This is a genomic window from Halomonas getboli (assembly GCF_023094245.1).
In the GTDB taxonomy this organism is placed as follows: domain Bacteria; phylum Pseudomonadota; class Gammaproteobacteria; order Pseudomonadales; family Halomonadaceae; genus Halomonas; species Halomonas getboli.
The window spans coordinates 31,620-47,437 of the sequence record NZ_JALMEW010000009.1; the positions used below are offsets into that span (position 1 = coordinate 31,620).

Below are 15,818 nucleotides of genomic sequence, written 5' to 3' on the forward strand. Positions count from 1 at the left end.
CCAGCCTACTACGCCCGCGATCAGGGGGCGTATTCGATCTCGACGTCGTAGTCGTCGTCATCGAAATCGTCGTCGTCATCCTCGTCGTCGCGACGACGCTTGCGGCCCAGCCGCGCCTCGGTGCGGGCCACGGCCTCTTCTTCCATGCGACGACGCATCTCGCGCTCGTGTTCGGCGACCTCTTCGTCCTCGTTCTCGAGGCGCCGCCGCTCGGTGAGCCAACGATGGGCGGCCTGGACCAGCGCATCGGTGCCGTCACCGCTGATCGCCGAGACGCGGAACACCGGGCCGTCCCAGTTCAGGCGCTTGACGATCTCCTCGGCCACCGCCTCGCGCTCGTCCTCGGGCAGCAGGTCGAACTTGTTCAGCACCAGCCAGCGCGGCAGCTCGGCCAGGGTCGGCGAGAACTCACCCAGCTCGCGCACGATCGCCTCGGCGGCCTCCACCGGGTCGGACTCGTCGAAGGGCGCGACGTCGACCACGTGGAACAGCAGCCGCGTGCGGGTCAGGTGCTTGAGGAAGCGCAGGCCGAGGCCGGCGCCATCCGAGGCGCCCTCGATCAGCCCCGGAATGTCGGCCATCACGAAGTGCTCGTGCTGGCCGAGCTTCACCACGCCGAGGTTCGGCACCAGGGTGGTGAAGGGATAGTTGGCCACCTTGGGCTTGGCGGCGGAAACCGAGCGGATCAGCGTCGACTTGCCGGCGTTGGGCAGACCCAGCAGGCCGACGTCGGCCATCACCTTCATCTCCAGGCGCAGGTTGCGCCGCTCGCCCTCGGTGCCCGGCGTGGTGCGCCGCGGCGCCCGGTTGGTGGACGACTTGAAGTGGATGTTGCCGAGCCCGCGGCGACCGCCCTGGCCCACCAGCACGACCTGGCCGATCTCGGTGACGTCGGCGATCACTTCGAGGGTGTCCTCGTCGATCACCGTGGTGCCCACCGGAACCTTGATGTGCAGGTCCTCGCCGGCGCGGCCGCTCATCTGCCGGCCCTGGCCGGGCTGGCCGTTCTGAGCCTTGTAGAAGCGCTGGTACTTGAAGTCGATGAGGGTGTTGAGGGCGTCGTCACCGATCAGGTAGACGCTGCCGCCATGCCCCCCATCGCCACCATCGGGGCCACCCTTGGGCACGTACTTCTCGCGGCGGAAGCTCAGGCAGCCATTGCCGCCCTTGCCGGCTTCCACGATGATCGAGGCTTCGTCGACGAACTGCATCTGTCATTCTCCCGGCGGTGCATACCGCCATGATACAAGAAGGCCCCGCCGTGGCGGGGCCTTCTCGCTACAGGTTCGGGCGGTCTCAGGCGGAGACAATGCTCACGAACTTGCGATTCTTCGGACCCTTGGTCTCGAACTTGACCACACCTTCGTCCAGGGCGAACAGGGTGTGGTCCTTGCCGATGCCCACGCCGGCGCCGGCGTGGAACTTGGTGCCGCGCTGACGGACGATGATGTTGCCCGGGGTCACAGCCTGACCGCCGAACAGCTTCACGCCAAGGCGCTTGGATTCTGAATCGCGACCGTTACGGGTAGAGCCCGCTGCCTTCTTATGAGCCATTGCAAATACCTCGCTCGTTCAGGGGAGTGACCGCTTACGCGGAGATCCCGGTAATCTTGACTTCGGTGAACCACTGACGGTGGCCCTGGCGCTTCATGCTGTGCTTGCGGCGACGGAACTTGATGATGTTCACCTTGTCGCCACGGCCGTGAGCGACGACCTCGGCAGACACCTTGGCACCGTCGACGGTCGGCGCGCCGACCTTGACGTCGTCGTCACCGCCAACCAGCAGGACTTCATCGAACTCGATGGTGTCGCCGGTCGGCACTTCCAGCTTCTCGAGCTTGAGAGTCTGGCCTTCCTGAACGCGGTACTGCTTGCCACCGCTCTTGATCACTGCGTACATGCTCGTTTCTCCAGTACTCATCGGGGTTGGCTCTTCATCGACCTGCTTCGAGTGGCGCCCCTTCCGGCAACCATCTGACAGGGAGCGAGATGAGTGGGCCGCGGATTATAACCGCACGCGCGCAGGACGACAACCCGGCCGACGTTCCAGAGGCCACGCCCGGCGCGGCCCGAGCGCCAGCGCGGGCGCGCGCCTTGACGCCCCTCAGGGGGCCCCATAGCATGACCGACAATCCCAGCCGGCCCCCGCCGCCTCCACCACTTCGTCGATGCCGCCTTCATGCCAGCCAACCCCGCTTCGCCCCAGCTCGAGAACGCCGTCCCCGCCTCGCCCATCCATGCCGTCGTCGCCGAGGACTTCGCCGCCGTCAATCGCACCATCCTTGAGCAGCTCGCCTCACGGGTACCGCTGGTGGAGACCATCGGGCAGTACATCATCGATAGCGGCGGCAAGCGCCTGCGCCCGCTGCTGGTGCTGCTGGCCGCGCGCTCGCTGGGCATCGAGGGCGATCGCCACATCACCCTGGCCACCCTGATCGAGTTCATGCACACCTCGACCCTGCTGCACGACGACGTAGTGGACGAATCCCACATGCGCCGCGGCAAGGCCACCGCCAACGACGCCTGGGGCAACGCACCTTCGGTGCTGGTCGGCGACTTCCTCTATTCACGCTCCTTCCAGATGATGGTCGACGTGGGTTCAATGCGGATCATGGAAGTGCTCTCCGCCGCCACCTGCACCATCGCCGAGGGCGAGGTCCAGCAGCTGACCAACGTCGGTAACCCCGACGTGGACGAGGCAGCCTACTTCGAGACCATCCAGGGCAAGACCGCCATGCTGTTCGAGGCGGCCTCCCACAGTGGCGCCCTGCTCGCCGACGCCACCCCCGAGCAGGAAGACGCGCTGCGCCTCTACGGCCGCTACCTGGGCCTGGCCTTCCAGCTGGTCGACGACCTGCTCGACTACCAGGGCGACGCCGAGGCGATGGGCAAGAACGTCGGCGACGACCTGGCCGAGGGCAAGCCGACCCTGCCGCTGATCCAGGCCATGGCCGCCGGCACCGCCGAACAGGCCAAGGCGGTCCGCCAGGCCATCCGCCAGGGCGGCCTCGAGCGCCTCGACGAGGTGCTTGCCATCGTCAACGAGACCGGCGCGCTGGAATACACCCGCTCCAAGGCCGAGGAGATGTCCGCCAAGGCCCTGGCCCAGCTGGACGCCCTGCCCGACTCCCCCTACCGCGACAGCATGGCCGAACTGGCCCGTCTGGCGGTGGAACGCCGTAACTGATTCGCGGACGGAGAGAAGCGCAAGACGGCGAAGTCAAAAGAGGGGCTTGCATTCCGTCTTCGCCTCCGTATAATACCGATCCGTCGCCGAGAGACACGGCAGACATCGGAGTATAGCTCAGCTTGGTAGAGCGCTGCCTTCGGGAGGCAGAGGTCGTAGGTTCGAATCCTGCTACTCCGACCACAGAATTCAGTAAAAACGGCCACTTAGCTCATCAGAGCGGTGGCCGTTTTTCGTTGCCTGCCGCTCAGGCTCCCGCGCAGTTCCACCCAGATCGCTTCGCCACGAGCCACTCCTGCCGACGATACCGGACGCCGCAACGCTTGGCGCACCTCCCGAGCACTCGACCAGGCGACAAGCCCGCGGAAAACAGGCACCCTTGGCCCGGAAACCTCCGCCACAGGGAAGCAAGACGGCATGGTCGACGTTCGCGTCACCCGCACCGCCCGGGTGCCAGACACGCTGCGGGTCCAGCGCTATCAGAAGGCCCCGGAACTGGGGCCGCGGCTGCTGTTCTTCAGCGGCGGCTCGGCCCTCAACGGCATGTCACGGCGGCTGCAGCACTACACTCACAACTCCATTCACCTGGTGACGCCCTTCGACTCCGGCGGCAGCTCCGCCAAGCTGCGCGAGGCCTTCGACATGCCCGCCATCGGCGACCTGCGCAGCCGCCTGATGGCGCTGGCCGACGACTCCATCCTCGGCCATCCCGAGGTCTACCGGCTGTTCACCCATCGGCTGCCCAAGGACGGCGACCCCGCCGAGCTACACGCGACCCTCGAGGCGCTGGTCAGCGGGCGCCATCCGCTGACCGACGACATCTCCAATCCCATGCGCCGGCTGATCTGCAACCAGCTCGGCTTCTTCCACGAGGCCATGCCCGAGGACTTCGACCTGCGCGGCGCCAGCATCGGCAACCTGATCCTGGCCGGCGGCTACCTGAACAACCATCAGCAGCTCGATCCGATCATCTTCCTGTTCTCCAAGCTGGTGCACGTGCGCGGCACGGTGCGCGCCGTGGTCGACAGGGACTACCATCTGGCCGTCACGCTGGAAGACGGCCGCCGGGTGCTGGGCCAGCACCGCATCACCGGCAAGGAAGTCGCGCCGCTGACCTCGCCCATTGCCGACATCGAACTCACGGCCAGTCGCGACCGCGACGAACCCGTCATTGCCAGGCTGCGCCAGCAGAACCGCCGGCTGATCGCCTCCGCCGAGCTGATCTGCTACCCGCCGGGCAGCTTCTACTCCAGCCTGCTGGCCAACCTGCTGCCGGAGGGCGTCGGCCGAGCGATCCACGCCAACCGCTGCCCCAAGGTGTTCATTCCCAACTCGAGCCCCGACCCCGAGCAGGCCGGCCTGGGCCTGGAACAGCAGATCACCGTGCTGCTCGACACTTTGCGCCGCGACATCGGCGAGGCCTGCCCGGCCCACGAGCTGGTGAACTTCGTGCTGCTCGACCGGGCGCGCGGTGACTATCCCGGCGAGCTGTCAGAGGCCTTCATGGCCGAGCTCGGCATCACCCTGATCGACACCCGGCTGATCGGCGAAAGCGGCACGCCGCACTACGATCCCGACCTGCTGGCCACGGCCCTGCTGTCGCTGGTGTAGCCGACGCTCCCGCACCGACCGAACAGGTCGTCACACGACGCATGGGCTGACCCTATACTGGAGGGCACAACAGGAGGAATCTTCATGCTCAAGCGTAGTTCACTCGTCGTGTTACTCAGCCTGCTGACCGCCTGCGCCACCTCTTCTGATGGAGAGGTCGGCATCACTGACGATTGCCAGGCAGACATCCGGGCACTGGAAGCCGACATCAACGACAACAGGGACAGATACACCCTTGAGGCACGCACGAAGGCCAATGCCGAGCTGCTCCAGGCCAAGACCAATCGCTTCAATCCGGTCAAATGTCGCCTGAACATTCAGGATGCTCGCAGCGAACTGCGCAAGGGCCGGCGGGACTGGCGAGATGAAGCGAGCGAGCTGGCGCGAAGCGAGGATGCGCCAAGGGTACTGTGCCGCGCCTTGCGGAGGCGGGCGTGGCGCCCGGGCCAGAATGGCCGACAGGACGGCCGTCCCCAGCTGACGGGCTCGGCCGTTTTCGTTACCCCTGCCCGATGACGGGCATGCCAGGGAGCCGACGCGCGGCGATCGTCCGGGCATCAGGCGACGGTAATGACCGAGCACTCGGCGACGTGGCTGACCTTGTGCGAGGTGCTGCCGAAGATCATGCCGTGCATGTCGCTGACCCCGCGGCTGCCCATCACGATGGCGTCGACGCCGCGCTGCGATGCCTCCTTGAGGATCGTCTCGGCCGGCGTGCCCTGGCGCACCACCGACTCGACCTCCAGGCCGCTCAGGTCGACGGCGTCGCGGACCTTCTGCAAGGCATCGTCGGCGTCGGCCTTCAGCGAATCGGCGATCTCGTCCCAGTTTTCCGTGGTGAAGGGCTCGGGCATGCCGCCGGTGAACAGCCCCATGTTGCCGGGCGGGTACTCGGCCACGGTCAGCAGCGTCAGCGACGCGGAGGAGCCCCGCGCCAGCTGCGCCGCGACGCCCAGCGCCTTGGCGGAGTGTTCGGAGCCGTCGACGGGCACGAGGATGGACTGATACATGATGGCCTCCTGCAGGCGGATCGAGAGGGAAGCCTTCCGCTTCCCGCTGTCCTTCCAGCCTAGTCGCTGGCGCGGCAGGCGGCCGAGGATCGCCCGCGGACTTGATGAGCATCAAGCCCGCGGGACGGAGTTCAGTCGTCGTCAGCCAGGCGACGCGCCATGGCCTTGCGCGCCTTGTTGCGCCGATAGAGCCGCACCAGGGCGATCCAAAGCGCGGCCACCACCATGGCGGCGAGGGTCGCCCCCTGCCACGGGCGCGCCGCGTCGCCGAGCACGGTCTCCAGGGTGATGATGAGGATAAAGCCCAGGGCCTGGCTGGCGATGGCCAGGGCCCGCAGGGTGTCGAAGGCCTGACGTGCCATGAGTGCTCCCGCTGGATGACAGCCCCGCCCGCCGACAGTAGGCTTGGCGAGGATAATTTCCCCAGTGTACCCGGTCCGGCCCCACGCGCCGACCCTGCTTCGAGAGAGCCCGACACCCATGGATGCCATCGCCCTCGGGCCCGTGCTGCTTCCCCTGCCCCGCCTCTACGCCCTGGTCAGCGCCGTGCTGCTGCTCATCGTGGCCGCCCTGACGCTGCGCCTGCCCCGTGCCCGCCGAGCCCGCTGGTTCAACGGCCTGATCATCGCCTGGCTGGTGGGCGCGCGGCTAGGCCACGTGGCGCTGAACCTGCCTGCCTACGAGGCCTCCCCCCTGGATGCCCTGAAGCTGTGGCTGCCGGGCTATCATCCGTGGCTCGGCCTGGTCGCCGCCCTGGCCTGGAGCGCCTGGGTGCTGCGCGACCGCCTGGCTGCCATGCTCGGCGCCCAGGGCCTGACGGTCGGCGCCACCCTGGCCTGGCTGGCGCTGATGAGCTGGGCGCCGCTGGGTAGCGGTATGACGCCGCGCGCCCTGCCCGAGCTGACGCTCGAGAACCTCGAGGGCGAGCCGGTCGATCTGGCCGAGCTCAGCGGCCAGCCGGTCATCGTCAATCTGTGGGCGACCTGGTGCCCGCCCTGCCGCCGCGAGCTGCCGCTGCTCGCCGAGACCGACGCCCGCGACGACGTCACCGTGGTGGTGGTCAACCAGGGCGAGGACCTGCTACCGGTGGCGCGCTACCTCGACGCCCAGGGCCTCGCCTTCGAGCACGCCCTGCTAGACCCGCGCCAGTCGCTGATGGTCGAGAGCGACGCTCCGGGCCTGCCGACCACCCTGCTGTTCGACGCCGAGGGCCGCACCCGGGAACGCCACGTCGGCGAGCTCACCCGGGCGACGCTGGACGGGTGGCTGGATGACGGTGAGGAGTGAGGTGCGAGTTACGAAGAGTAAAGGGCAAGGCGCCTCTTAAGCCGCGCCGGGGATTGCTGTAAGATACCGCGCCCTGTCGCCGAGGGTCGGGTGTGGCCCGCGGCACGAGACCAGATCCCTAGCATCCCCCGAGGCATCATGAGCGACTTCTCTCCCGGTCAGCGCTGGATCAGCGATGGCGAGGCCGAACTCGGCCTGGGCACCATCCTCAACTGCGACGCCCGCAGCATCACCGTCCTCTTCGGCGCCAGCCAGGAAACCCGGACCTACAGCACCCAGCACGCCCCCCTGACCCGGGTGATCTTCGGCAGCGGCGACCGCGTCCAGAGCGCCGAGGGCTGGGAGATGACCGTCGACGACAGCAAGGAGTCCCGCGGCCTGATCGTCTACATCGGCGAGGACGACCAGGGCGAGGTCCGCGAGCTGCCCGAGGCGCGGCTGGCCGACTCCATGCAGTTCGACCAGGCTCGCGACCGCCTGCTGACCGGCCAGGTCGACCGCAACGACTGGTTCGACCTGCGCTTCCGCACCCTGCACCACCACCATCGCACCGAGCAGAACCCGGCGCTGGGCCTGGCCGGCCCGCGCATCGACCTGATCCCGCACCAGCTCTACATCGCCGACGAGATCTCCCGGCGCCAGGCACCGCGCGTGCTGCTGGCCGACGAGGTCGGGCTCGGCAAGACCATCGAGGCCGGACTGATCCTGCACCGCCTGCTGCTCAGCGGCCGCGCCGAGCGCGCCCTGATCCTGGTGCCGGCGAGCCTCACCCACCAGTGGCTGGTGGAGCTGCTGCGCCGCTTCTCGCTGGAAGTCACCCTGCTCGACGAGCAGCAGAGCCAGGCCCAGGGCGACGGCAACCCCTTCGAGGCCGGCCAGCTGGTGCTGGCCAGCCAGGACTGGCTGTTCGCCAACCCGCACCGCCAGGCCCAGGCCGAGGCCGTCGACTGGGACCTGCTGATCGCCGACGAGGCCCACCACCTGGAGTGGAGCGAGAACGCCGACGAGGTCGGCCCCGGCTACGCCTGCGTGGAGCGCCTGGCCGCCAGCGTGCCCGGCGTGCTGCTGCTGACCGCCACCCCGGAGCAGATGGGCCAGGCCAGCCACTTCGCCCGGCTGCGCCTGCTCGACCCGGACCGCTACCACAGCCTCGAGGCCTTCCAGGAGGAAGAACACCACTACGCCGAGGTGGCCACCGCCATCGACGCCCTGGAGCGCCTGCCCGGCGAGGCCGCCGACCGCGAGACCGTGGCCGCCGTCAGCGACGATCCCGACAGCGCCGCGCTGCTCGCCACCCTGGCCGACCCCGAGAGCAGCGACGACCAGCAGGCCGCCGCCCGCGGCCAGCTGCGCGAACAGCTGCTCGACCGCCACGGCACCGGCCGGGTGATGTTCCGCAACAGCCGCCGCCACGTCGGCGGCTTCCCCGAGCGTCGCCTGCACGTCGACCGCCTCGAGCTGCCCTCCGCCTATCGCCGGGTGCTGCGCCGCCTGGCCCGCGACGAGGACTACCTCGACGAGCTGCTGATCGAGACCGGCCTCGACCACCCCGAGGTGCTGGTCTATCTCGATACCATGTACCAGGCACTGGCCAACGACCCGCTCAACGCCGAGCCCTGGTGGCAGTTCGACCCGCGCGTGACCTGGCTGCTGGAGCGGATCACCGAGCTCGGCGACGACAAGATCCTGGTCATCGCCCACGATCGCGAGACCGCCCAGGGCCTGGCCGACGGCCTGCGTGTGCTGGGCGGCGTGCAGGCGCCGGTGTTCCACGAGGACCTGACCCTGGTCGAGCGCGACCGCGCCGCCGCGGCCTTCGCCGACGACGAGGACGGCTGCCAGGTGCTGGTATGCTCGGAGATCGGCTCCGAGGGCCGCAACTTCCAGTTCTGCCGTCACCTGGTGATGTTCGATCTGCCGCTGCATCCGGACCAGCTCGAGCAGCGCATCGGCCGCCTCGACCGCATCGGCCAGCGCCACGCCATCGAGCTGCACGTGCCGGTGTTCGCCGCCAGCCCCGGCGAGCAGCTGCTGCGCTGGTATCAGGACGGCATGGACGCCTTCAGCGCGCCCCATGGCCTGGGCGGCGAGCTGTTCGACGCCTTCGGCGATGCCCTGGCCGACGCCCTGCTCGACGAGGAGAGCCTGGACGAGGTGGTCGCGGACACCCGCGAGCTCTTCGACCGCCGCATGGCCGAGCGCGACGCCGGCCGCAACCGCCTGCTCGAGCTCAACGCCTGCCGCCCGGAGCGCGCCGAGCAGACCATCGAGGCGATCCGCGAGCTCGACGAGGACCGCGCCCTGCGCCGCTACATCGACCAGGCGCTGGACATCTTCGGCGTGGATGCCAGGGACATCGGCAACGACATCCAGCACCTCAAGCCCGGCCCGCAGATGCTCGACGGCCTGCCGGGGCTGGTGAAGGGCGAGGACGGCTTCTCGGCCACCTTCTCTCGCGAGCGCGCCCTGGGCCGCGACGACGTTCAGCGCCTGTCCTGGGAGCACCCGCTGACCCGCGAGATGATGGGCCGCATCCTCGACGGCACCATGGGCAACACCGCCCTGGCGCTGCTCAAGCATCCGTCGATCCCCGCCGGCCGGCTGATGGCCGAGCTGGTGTTCCGCACCCACTGCCCGGCGCCCAAGCGGCTGCACCTCAACCGCTTCCTGCCGCCCACCGCGGTGCGCGTGCTGCTCGACGAGTCCGGCGCCAACCTGACCGCCAAGGTGTCCTTCACCGGGCTCTCCAAGAACCTGCAGAAGGTCAAAAAGGCCGCCGCCCGCGACCTGATCAAGAGCCGCCACGAGCAGCTCCGCGACCTGCTCGACCGCGCCGAGGCCGAAGCCGAACGCGAGCTGCCGAGCATCGTCGAGGCCGCCCAGACCCGCATGCGCGAGGCGCTGGACGCCGAGCTGACCCGCCTGGAGGCCCTGGCCCGCCGCAACCCGGCGGTGCGCGAGGACGAGCTGACCGCGCTGCGCGAGGAGCGCGCCGCCCTGGACGCCGCCATCGAGGGCACCCGGCTGCGGCTGGACGCGGTGCGGGTCATCGTCACCATCGACGAAAACTCCCGCTAGGCCCTAGCCCTTCGAGCCATCGCCACCGCAACTGACATGAGCGCTGGGGACAAGGAGGCGCGAGGGGTTTTGGCCATGAATGGCCAAAGAAGCGCCCAAGGATGGGTTCATAGCGCCCTCGTGACGCCTTGGCGCCGAAAGCTCATCCCGACGCAATCGGCCTTTCAATACCAAGAGCCCCCGCCGGCAGCCTGCCGACGGGGGCTCTTGGTTTCACGCCAGAAACCGCTAGCCGAGAATATCGGTCAGGGCATCCTCCAGCGTCGGGAAGCGAAACTCGAAGCCGGCCTCCTCGAGGCGCGCCGGGCGCATGTCGGCACCGGTCAACAGCAGCCGCGACATCTCGCCGAGGCCGATCTCCAGCACCCTGGCCGGCACCGGCAGCAGCGCCGGGCGGTGCAGATGCCGCGCCAGCAGGCGAGTGAAGACGGCATTGGTGACCGGGTGCGGGGCGCTGCCGTTGAAGGCGCCCTCCAGATCGCTGCGCTCGAGCAGCAGCAGGATGGCGCTCACCAGATCCTGGCGATGCACCCAAGGCATGAACTGGGTGCCGTCGCCCAGGCGCCCGCCGAGGCCCAGCTTGAAGGGCATCAGCAGGCGCTGCAGCATGCCGCCGCCGGCATCCAGCACCAGCCCCAGGCGCAGGATCGCCAACCGAGTGCCGAAGGCCTTCACCCCTTCGGCGGCTTCCTCCCACTGCCGGCAAAGTCGATGGGCAAATTCGTCGTGGGGCAGCGTCTCCTCGGTGACCACCGTCTCGCCCTGGTCGCCGTAGTAGCCCATGGCCGAGGCCGAGACCATCACCGACGGCGCCTGGCCGTGGGACGCCTTCAGCTGCTCGCAGAGCTGCACCAGCTCGCGGGTGGCGCCAAGGCGGGAATCCAGCAGCCGCGCCTTCTGCGCCTCGCTCCAGCGCTTGCCGGCGATCGGCTCGCCGGCCAGGTTGACCAGCGCCTCTGGCGGCGTGTCGACGAAGTCCAGCGCCGAGCGCCGCACGTCGACGCCCTCCGGCAGCCGCAGTCGGGCCTGGGCCGGGTCCCGCGACACCACCTGTACCCGATGCCCGTCCGCGGTCAGTCGTCGACACAGGGCCTGGCCGACGAAACCGCTGCCTCCACTGATCAGTATGCGCATTCCGGTCTCCTTTCCGCTCTCCCTGGATGGCGCCGAGCAAGTGTTATACAGCTTTTGTACACGTCTGTTAGTCTAGCGGTAAACCCCGTTGACTGCATGAGCCCGACATGACCTCGACGCCCTCTTCCCATGCCGTGATCGGGGCCGGTATCGCCGGCCTGGCCTGTGCCCGTGCGCTGGCGGATGCCGGCCACGACGTCATTGTGTTCGACAAGGCTCGCGGCCCCGGCGGGCGGATGTCCAGCCGCCGGCTCGAGGATGCCAGCATCGAGCTCGGCGCCCAGAGCTTCCGCGCCGCCCATCCGGCCTTCCGGCAGCGGGTGGAGGCTTGGGTGCGGGCCGGCGTGGCCGCGCCCTGGCCCGAGGCGCTGTGGAAGCTGGAGGGCGGCCAGGCGATGTGCCGGGCCGATGGCCAGCCGCGCTACACCGGCTCGCCGCGGATGAGTGCGGTCACGCGCCACCTGGCCCGCGGCCTGGACCTGCGCGCCGGCACCCGCATCGTGTCGCTCACGCGCGAAAGCGACGGCTGGCGGCTCGTCGACGAGCGCGGCGCCAATTACGGCCCCTTCGCCACGGTCAGCCTGGCGCTGCCCGCGCCCCAGGCCGAGGGCCTGATCGCGCCCCATGCGCCGGCACTCGCGGCCGCATGCCGGCAGGTGACACAGCGCGCCTGCTGGGCGGTCTGGGCGCGTCTCGAGGCACCGCTCGCGCTGCCCGGGGCCGAGGCCGGCTGGCCACTGCTGCAGTTCGACGACGGACCGCTGAAGCACGTGGTCCGTCACCGCACCAAGCCCGGCCGCGAGGGTGCCCCCGAGCTCATCACCCTGCTGGCCGACCTCGACTGGAGCGAGCGCCGGCTCGAGGACAGCCCCGAGGCCGTGGCCGAGGCCCTGCTCGACGTCCTGCGCCGGGCCCTCGAGACGCTCCGGCCCGCCGCCACCCTGCCGGCGGTCCAGGCCCGGGGCGCCCATCGCTGGCGCTACGCCGAACCCGCCGCCCCGGCGCCGGGCGCTGACTTCCGCCTGACGGGCGCCGGCCTGGCGCTGTGCGGCGATGGCTGGCGCGGCGGACGCATCGAGGACGCCTGGCTGTCCGGCCACCACCTGGGCGAGGCGCTATGCCATCGCCATTCCCTTCCCGACCGCGGAGACTTCCCGACATGAGCAATGCCCTGATCCTGATGGCCCACGGCTCCAGCGACCCCAACTGGCGCGCGCCCTTCGAGCGCCTCGCCGAGCAGCTCTCCACCCGGCTCTCCACCCCGCTGCGCCTGGCCTACATGGAGATCTGCGCGCCCTCGCTGGAGGACACGGTGGCGGAACTGGCGGCCGAGGGCGTCGAGCGCGCCGAGATCCTGCCGCTGTTCTTCGCCGCCGGTCGTCACCTGCGCAAGGACGTGCCCGGCCAGGTCGAGGCCCTGGGCGAGGCGCACCCCGAGGTACAGCTGACACTGCTGCCGCCGGTGGGCGAGCACCCGGCCTTCGTCGAGGCCCTGGCGGCGGTGATCGCCGAGCGGGCCGGCGAGAGCGACTGAGGGCCGTGTTGTACATCGGCCACCTTTTGTACAAAATTGGTGGTTGAAGCCACACCCCTTCCGTTACCGATCTCACCACCGAGGCAGAGGCCCGCATGAGCGATCAGGCGAACCATCCGGCCGATGCGCCGCTCTATCCGATTCGCGAAGTCTCGCGCCTGACCGGCGTCAATGCCGTGACCCTGCGCGCCTGGGAACGCCGTTACGGGCTGATCCAGCCCAGGCGCACCCCTAAGGGCCACCGACTCTACGCCAAGGACGACATCGCCCGCGTCGAGCGCATCCTGCAATGGCTCAACCGCGGCGTGCCCGTCAGCCAGGTCCGCGAACTGCTGGAACAGCCCGAGACCGTGGAGGCGCCGCCGCCCGCCGCCGGCGACTGGGACAGCCAGCGCCGCCAGCTGACGGCCGCCGTCGAGGCGCTCGATCTCGAGCGTCTGGAGGCGCTGTTCAATCAGGCGCTGGCGCTCTACCCGGTCACCACCTGCCTCGACGAGCTGTGGCAGCCGGTACTGCGCGAGCTGGAGGAGCGCTGGGACGACCGCCTGGGCGCCGATCTGCAGCGCCGCACCCTGGAGGCCTTCCTGCGAACCCGCATCGGCACCCGGCTGTATCACGCCAACGCCCAGGCCGGCGAGACCACGCTGCTGATCGTGCCGCTGCCCGACGACGGCCCGCTGTGGGGGCTGCTGGCCGCCCTGGCCGCCGCCGATCGCGGCTATCGCGTGCAATGGCTCGACGCCGCGCTGCCGCCCCAGGAGCTGCCGCTGGCCGTGGAGCGCTTCCACGCCACCGCCCTGCTGCTGGCCAGCGGCCGCGCCGAGCGCGCCGACCTGATCCGCCGCCAGCTGCCGCGCCTGGCCGAGCAGCTCGAGGTGCCGGTGGCGCTGTGCGGCCCGGTGGCGCGCATCCGCGCGGCCGACCTCGAGGCCTCCGGCGTGGAACTGCTCGGCGATGACCTGAGCCACGCCATGACGCGCCTGCAATCCCTGACCCAAGCCGCCTGAACGGAGACGCCGATGCCCCCGACCCTGGTCTGGTTCCGCAGCGACCTGCGCATCCACGACAATACCGCCCTGGCCGCCGCGGCCCGCCGCGGCCCGGTGATCGGCGTCTTCCTGCGCTGCCTGCCCCAGTGGCAGCAGCACGGCCACGGCGCCAACAAGCTCGACTTCCTCCGGCGCGGCGTCGCCGCGCTGTCGGAGTCGCTGGCCGGCCTCAACATCCCGCTGCTGCATCGCGACATCGCGCGCTTCGACGAGGCCCCGGCGACGCTGCTCGATCTGGCCCGGGAGCTCGGCGCCGAGGCGCTGCACTTCAACCGCGAGTATCCCCTCGACGAGGCGCGCCGCGACGCCGCGGTGATCGAGGCCTTCGAGGACGCCGGCCTGGCCGCCCACGGCCATCGCGACGCCGTGGCCTTCGCCCCGGGCGAGCTGCTGACCGGCAAGGGCGACTTCTACGGCGTCTTCACGCCCTTCGCCAAGGCCTGGCACAAGGCGATCACCGCCGACCGGCTGGCGCTGCACGACGCGCCCGAGCCCCAGGACCGGCTGCCGGTCGACGCCGATCCGATACCCGAGCTGCCCGAGCTCGAGGACACGCCGATCGACGGCCGCCTGTGGCCCGCCGGCGAGGGCCCGGCCGCGGACCGCCTGGAGCGTTTCCTGCGCTTTCGCGGCCGCCACTACGACGACCAGCGCGACTTCCCGGCGATCCGCGGCACCAGCGAGCTCTCGCCCTACCTGGCGCTGGGCATGATCTCTCATCGCCAGTGCATGCAGGCGGTGATGGCCGAGAACGACGGCGCCCTGGCCGACGGTGACGCCGGCCTCACCGCCTGGGTCGGCGAGCTGATCTGGCGCGAGTTCTATCAGCACATCGCCACCGGCTTCCCGCGGGTGTGCCGCCATCGCGCCTTCCAGCGTCACACCGAGGCGTTACCGTGGCGCGACGACGAGGCCGGCTTCCGCGCCTGGTGCGAGGGCCGCACCGGCTACCCGATCGTCGACGCCGCCATGCGCCAGCTCGTCGCCACCGGCTGGATGCACAACCGGCTGCGCATGGTCACCGCCATGTTCCTGTCCAAGCATCTGCTGATCGACTGGCGCCGCGGCGAGGCCTTCTTCCTGCGCCACCTGGTCGACGGCGAGTTCGGCGCCAACAACGGCGGCTGGCAGTGGGCGGCCTCCACCGGCACCGACGCCGCGCCCTACTTCCGCATCTTCAACCCCACCACCCAGTCCCAGCGCTTCGACCCGGACGGCCGCTTCCTCGCCGAGTGGCTGCCGGAGCTCGCCGAGCTGTCGCCCAAGGCCCGCCACGCCCCGGGCGGCGACCTGCTGAGCGGCGTCGACTATCCGGCGCCCATCGTCGACCACAGGGCCGCCCGTGCCCGGGCGCTGGACGCCTTCAAGAACCTGCCCGCTTCCTGAAGCGGGCAGCCATTCCCGACCACCTCTTCACCTCTCGCTTACCCCCTCTCACCTCACGACGCTGCCCAGGAGGCCGTCATGTCACCGGACCCGGACCTGGAGGCCTTCTGCGCCTTCTACAACAAGCTAGACAAATCCTGTACAAAAAATCTGTACAAGATATATACTCCAGGCATTGCATTCACCGACCCATTGCACCGCATCGACGGCCTGCCGGCCCTGGAAGCCTACTTCGCCGCCCTGTACGAGAACGTCACGGCGTGCCGGTTCACCTTCCACGAGCGCCAGCGCCACGACAACGTCGCCCTCGTGACCTGGACGATGCACCTGGCGCACCACCGCCTCGATGGCGGCCGGGAGATCGCGGTGGAGGGCGCCTCGCGGCTGGTGTTCGCCGACGACGGATCGGGGCGAGTAAAGGAACACCGAGACTACTTCGACGCCGGCGCCCTGCTCTACGAACGGCTGCCGCTGCTGGGCACGGCGATCCGCTGGCTCAAGCGTCGCGCGGGAGGCTGAGGCCACAGGCCTCGAGCCACACG

The 15,818-nt window shown here is 69.7% G+C and carries 16 protein-coding genes and 1 tRNA gene; 11 read left to right on the plus strand and 6 right to left on the minus strand.

Going from position 1 to position 15,818, the window contains the following annotated elements:
- Positions 1–20 precede the first annotated feature (20 nt).
- The 3 genes from cgtA to rplU all read right to left on the minus strand — a co-directional run bounded on the left by cgtA (position 21) and on the right by rplU (position 1,900).
- The gene (cgtA, locus tag MYL53_RS15640; RefSeq protein ID WP_247854876.1) at positions 21–1,211 is read right to left on the minus strand and encodes an Obg family GTPase CgtA; all 1,191 of its coding nucleotides are present in this window, start codon (positions 1,209–1,211) and stop codon (positions 21–23) included.
- Between the two features lie 85 nt (positions 1,212–1,296).
- Positions 1,297–1,554: a 50S ribosomal protein L27 gene (gene rpmA / locus MYL53_RS15645; protein WP_247854877.1), complete on the minus strand. Its 258-nt coding sequence runs from the start codon at positions 1,552–1,554 to the stop codon at positions 1,297–1,299.
- Between the two features lie 34 nt (positions 1,555–1,588).
- A complete protein-coding gene (gene rplU, locus MYL53_RS15650; protein WP_247854878.1) occupies positions 1,589–1,900 on the minus strand; it encodes a 50S ribosomal protein L21 in 312 nt (103 codons plus the stop codon).
- Positions 1,901–2,179: 279 nt separating this feature from the next.
- On the opposite strand from rplU, the gene ispB reads away from it, so the two are divergent.
- The 4 genes from ispB (at position 2,180) to MYL53_RS15670 (ending at position 5,314) form a co-directional block, all read left to right on the plus strand.
- Positions 2,180–3,187 (plus strand): octaprenyl diphosphate synthase, encoded by a 1,008-nt coding sequence (gene ispB, locus MYL53_RS15655; protein WP_247854879.1) that lies wholly within the window; start codon positions 2,180–2,182, stop codon positions 3,185–3,187.
- A gap of 106 nt (positions 3,188–3,293) precedes the next feature.
- Positions 3,294–3,370 (plus strand) — tRNA-Pro (locus MYL53_RS15660).
- 234 nt (positions 3,371–3,604) lie between these two features.
- Positions 3,605–4,798, plus strand: coding sequence for a GAK system CofD-like protein (locus MYL53_RS15665; RefSeq protein ID WP_247854880.1), 1,194 nt, complete (start codon positions 3,605–3,607; stop codon positions 4,796–4,798).
- 84 nt (positions 4,799–4,882) lie between these two features.
- Positions 4,883–5,314: a hypothetical protein gene (locus MYL53_RS15670; RefSeq protein ID WP_247854881.1), complete on the plus strand. Its 432-nt coding sequence runs from the start codon at positions 4,883–4,885 to the stop codon at positions 5,312–5,314.
- A gap of 41 nt (positions 5,315–5,355) precedes the next feature.
- Here the strand turns inward: MYL53_RS15670 and MYL53_RS15675 are convergent, their stop codons facing one another.
- Together MYL53_RS15675 and MYL53_RS15680 are read right to left on the minus strand one after the other, a co-directional pair.
- Entirely contained in the window at positions 5,356–5,808 is a 453-nt protein-coding gene (locus MYL53_RS15675) for a universal stress protein (RefSeq protein WP_247854883.1), read from the minus strand.
- Positions 5,809–5,939: 131 nt separating this feature from the next.
- Entirely contained in the window at positions 5,940–6,170 is a 231-nt protein-coding gene (locus tag MYL53_RS15680; RefSeq protein ID WP_247854884.1) for a hypothetical protein, read from the minus strand.
- Positions 6,171–6,288: 118 nt separating this feature from the next.
- Between MYL53_RS15680 and MYL53_RS15685 the strand changes: the two genes are divergently transcribed.
- Both MYL53_RS15685 and rapA read left to right on the plus strand, forming a co-directional pair.
- Positions 6,289–7,095, plus strand: a complete 807-nt coding sequence (locus MYL53_RS15685; protein ID WP_247854885.1) for a TlpA disulfide reductase family protein — start codon at positions 6,289–6,291, stop codon at positions 7,093–7,095.
- A 138-nt stretch (positions 7,096–7,233) separates the two neighbouring features.
- Entirely contained in the window at positions 7,234–10,173 is a 2,940-nt protein-coding gene (rapA, locus tag MYL53_RS15690; RefSeq protein ID WP_247854887.1) for an RNA polymerase-associated protein RapA, read from the plus strand.
- A gap of 228 nt (positions 10,174–10,401) precedes the next feature.
- Here rapA and MYL53_RS15695 read toward each other — a convergent pair whose 3' ends face one another.
- On the minus strand, positions 10,402–11,307 hold the full coding sequence (locus tag MYL53_RS15695; RefSeq protein WP_247854889.1) for a TIGR01777 family oxidoreductase: 906 nt from the start codon (positions 11,305–11,307) through the stop codon (positions 10,402–10,404).
- Between the two features lie 107 nt (positions 11,308–11,414).
- Here MYL53_RS15695 and MYL53_RS15700 point away from each other — a divergent pair, with 107 nt between their 5' ends.
- The 5 genes from MYL53_RS15700 (at position 11,415) to MYL53_RS15720 (ending at position 15,795) form a co-directional block, all read left to right on the plus strand.
- Entirely contained in the window at positions 11,415–12,470 is a 1,056-nt protein-coding gene (locus MYL53_RS15700) for an NAD(P)/FAD-dependent oxidoreductase (RefSeq protein WP_247854890.1), read from the plus strand.
- On the plus strand, positions 12,467–12,841 hold the full coding sequence (locus MYL53_RS15705) for a sirohydrochlorin chelatase (RefSeq protein ID WP_247854892.1): 375 nt from the start codon (positions 12,467–12,469) through the stop codon (positions 12,839–12,841). Before MYL53_RS15700 ends, MYL53_RS15705 begins: the two co-directional genes overlap by 4 nt.
- Positions 12,842–12,936: 95 nt before the next feature.
- Positions 12,937–13,848 carry a MerR family transcriptional regulator gene (locus MYL53_RS15710; protein WP_247854894.1) on the plus strand — a complete coding sequence of 304 codons (912 nt, stop codon included), beginning with the start codon at positions 12,937–12,939 and terminating at the stop codon, positions 13,846–13,848.
- 12 nt (positions 13,849–13,860) lie between these two features.
- Positions 13,861–15,276, plus strand: a complete 1,416-nt coding sequence (gene phrB / locus MYL53_RS15715; protein WP_247854896.1) for a deoxyribodipyrimidine photo-lyase — start codon at positions 13,861–13,863, stop codon at positions 15,274–15,276.
- Between the two features lie 78 nt (positions 15,277–15,354).
- Entirely contained in the window at positions 15,355–15,795 is a 441-nt protein-coding gene (locus tag MYL53_RS15720) for a nuclear transport factor 2 family protein (protein WP_247854898.1), read from the plus strand.
- The last annotated feature ends 23 nt before the right edge of the window (positions 15,796–15,818 follow it).

Bases quoted from the DNA above. Each gene is read 5' to 3' on its own strand.
- phrB (WP_247854896.1), top strand. From the start codon at position 13,861: ATGCCCCCGACCCTGGTCTGGTTCCGCAGCGACCTGCGCATCCACGAC.
- MYL53_RS15695 (WP_247854889.1), bottom strand. From the start codon at position 11,307: ATGCGCATACTGATCAGTGGAGGCAGCGGTTTCGTCGGCCAGGCCCTG.
- rplU (WP_247854878.1), bottom strand. From the start codon at position 1,900: ATGTACGCAGTGATCAAGAGCGGTGGCAAGCAGTACCGCGTTCAGGAA.
- MYL53_RS15710 (WP_247854894.1), top strand. From the start codon at position 12,937: ATGAGCGATCAGGCGAACCATCCGGCCGATGCGCCGCTCTATCCGATT.
- MYL53_RS15705 (WP_247854892.1), top strand. From the start codon at position 12,467: ATGAGCAATGCCCTGATCCTGATGGCCCACGGCTCCAGCGACCCCAAC.
- rpmA (WP_247854877.1), bottom strand. From the start codon at position 1,554: ATGGCTCATAAGAAGGCAGCGGGCTCTACCCGTAACGGTCGCGATTCA.
- MYL53_RS15720 (WP_247854898.1), top strand. From the start codon at position 15,355: ATGTCACCGGACCCGGACCTGGAGGCCTTCTGCGCCTTCTACAACAAG.
- MYL53_RS15670 (WP_247854881.1), top strand. From the start codon at position 4,883: ATGCTCAAGCGTAGTTCACTCGTCGTGTTACTCAGCCTGCTGACCGCC.
- MYL53_RS15665 (WP_247854880.1), top strand. From the start codon at position 3,605: ATGGTCGACGTTCGCGTCACCCGCACCGCCCGGGTGCCAGACACGCTG.
- MYL53_RS15675 (WP_247854883.1), bottom strand. From the start codon at position 5,808: ATGTATCAGTCCATCCTCGTGCCCGTCGACGGCTCCGAACACTCCGCC.
- ispB (WP_247854879.1), top strand. From the start codon at position 2,180: ATGCCAGCCAACCCCGCTTCGCCCCAGCTCGAGAACGCCGTCCCCGCC.
- MYL53_RS15680 (WP_247854884.1), bottom strand. From the start codon at position 6,170: ATGGCACGTCAGGCCTTCGACACCCTGCGGGCCCTGGCCATCGCCAGC.
- cgtA (WP_247854876.1), bottom strand. From the start codon at position 1,211: ATGCAGTTCGTCGACGAAGCCTCGATCATCGTGGAAGCCGGCAAGGGC.
- rapA (WP_247854887.1), top strand. From the start codon at position 7,234: ATGAGCGACTTCTCTCCCGGTCAGCGCTGGATCAGCGATGGCGAGGCC.
- MYL53_RS15700 (WP_247854890.1), top strand. From the start codon at position 11,415: ATGACCTCGACGCCCTCTTCCCATGCCGTGATCGGGGCCGGTATCGCC.
- MYL53_RS15685 (WP_247854885.1), top strand. From the start codon at position 6,289: ATGGATGCCATCGCCCTCGGGCCCGTGCTGCTTCCCCTGCCCCGCCTC.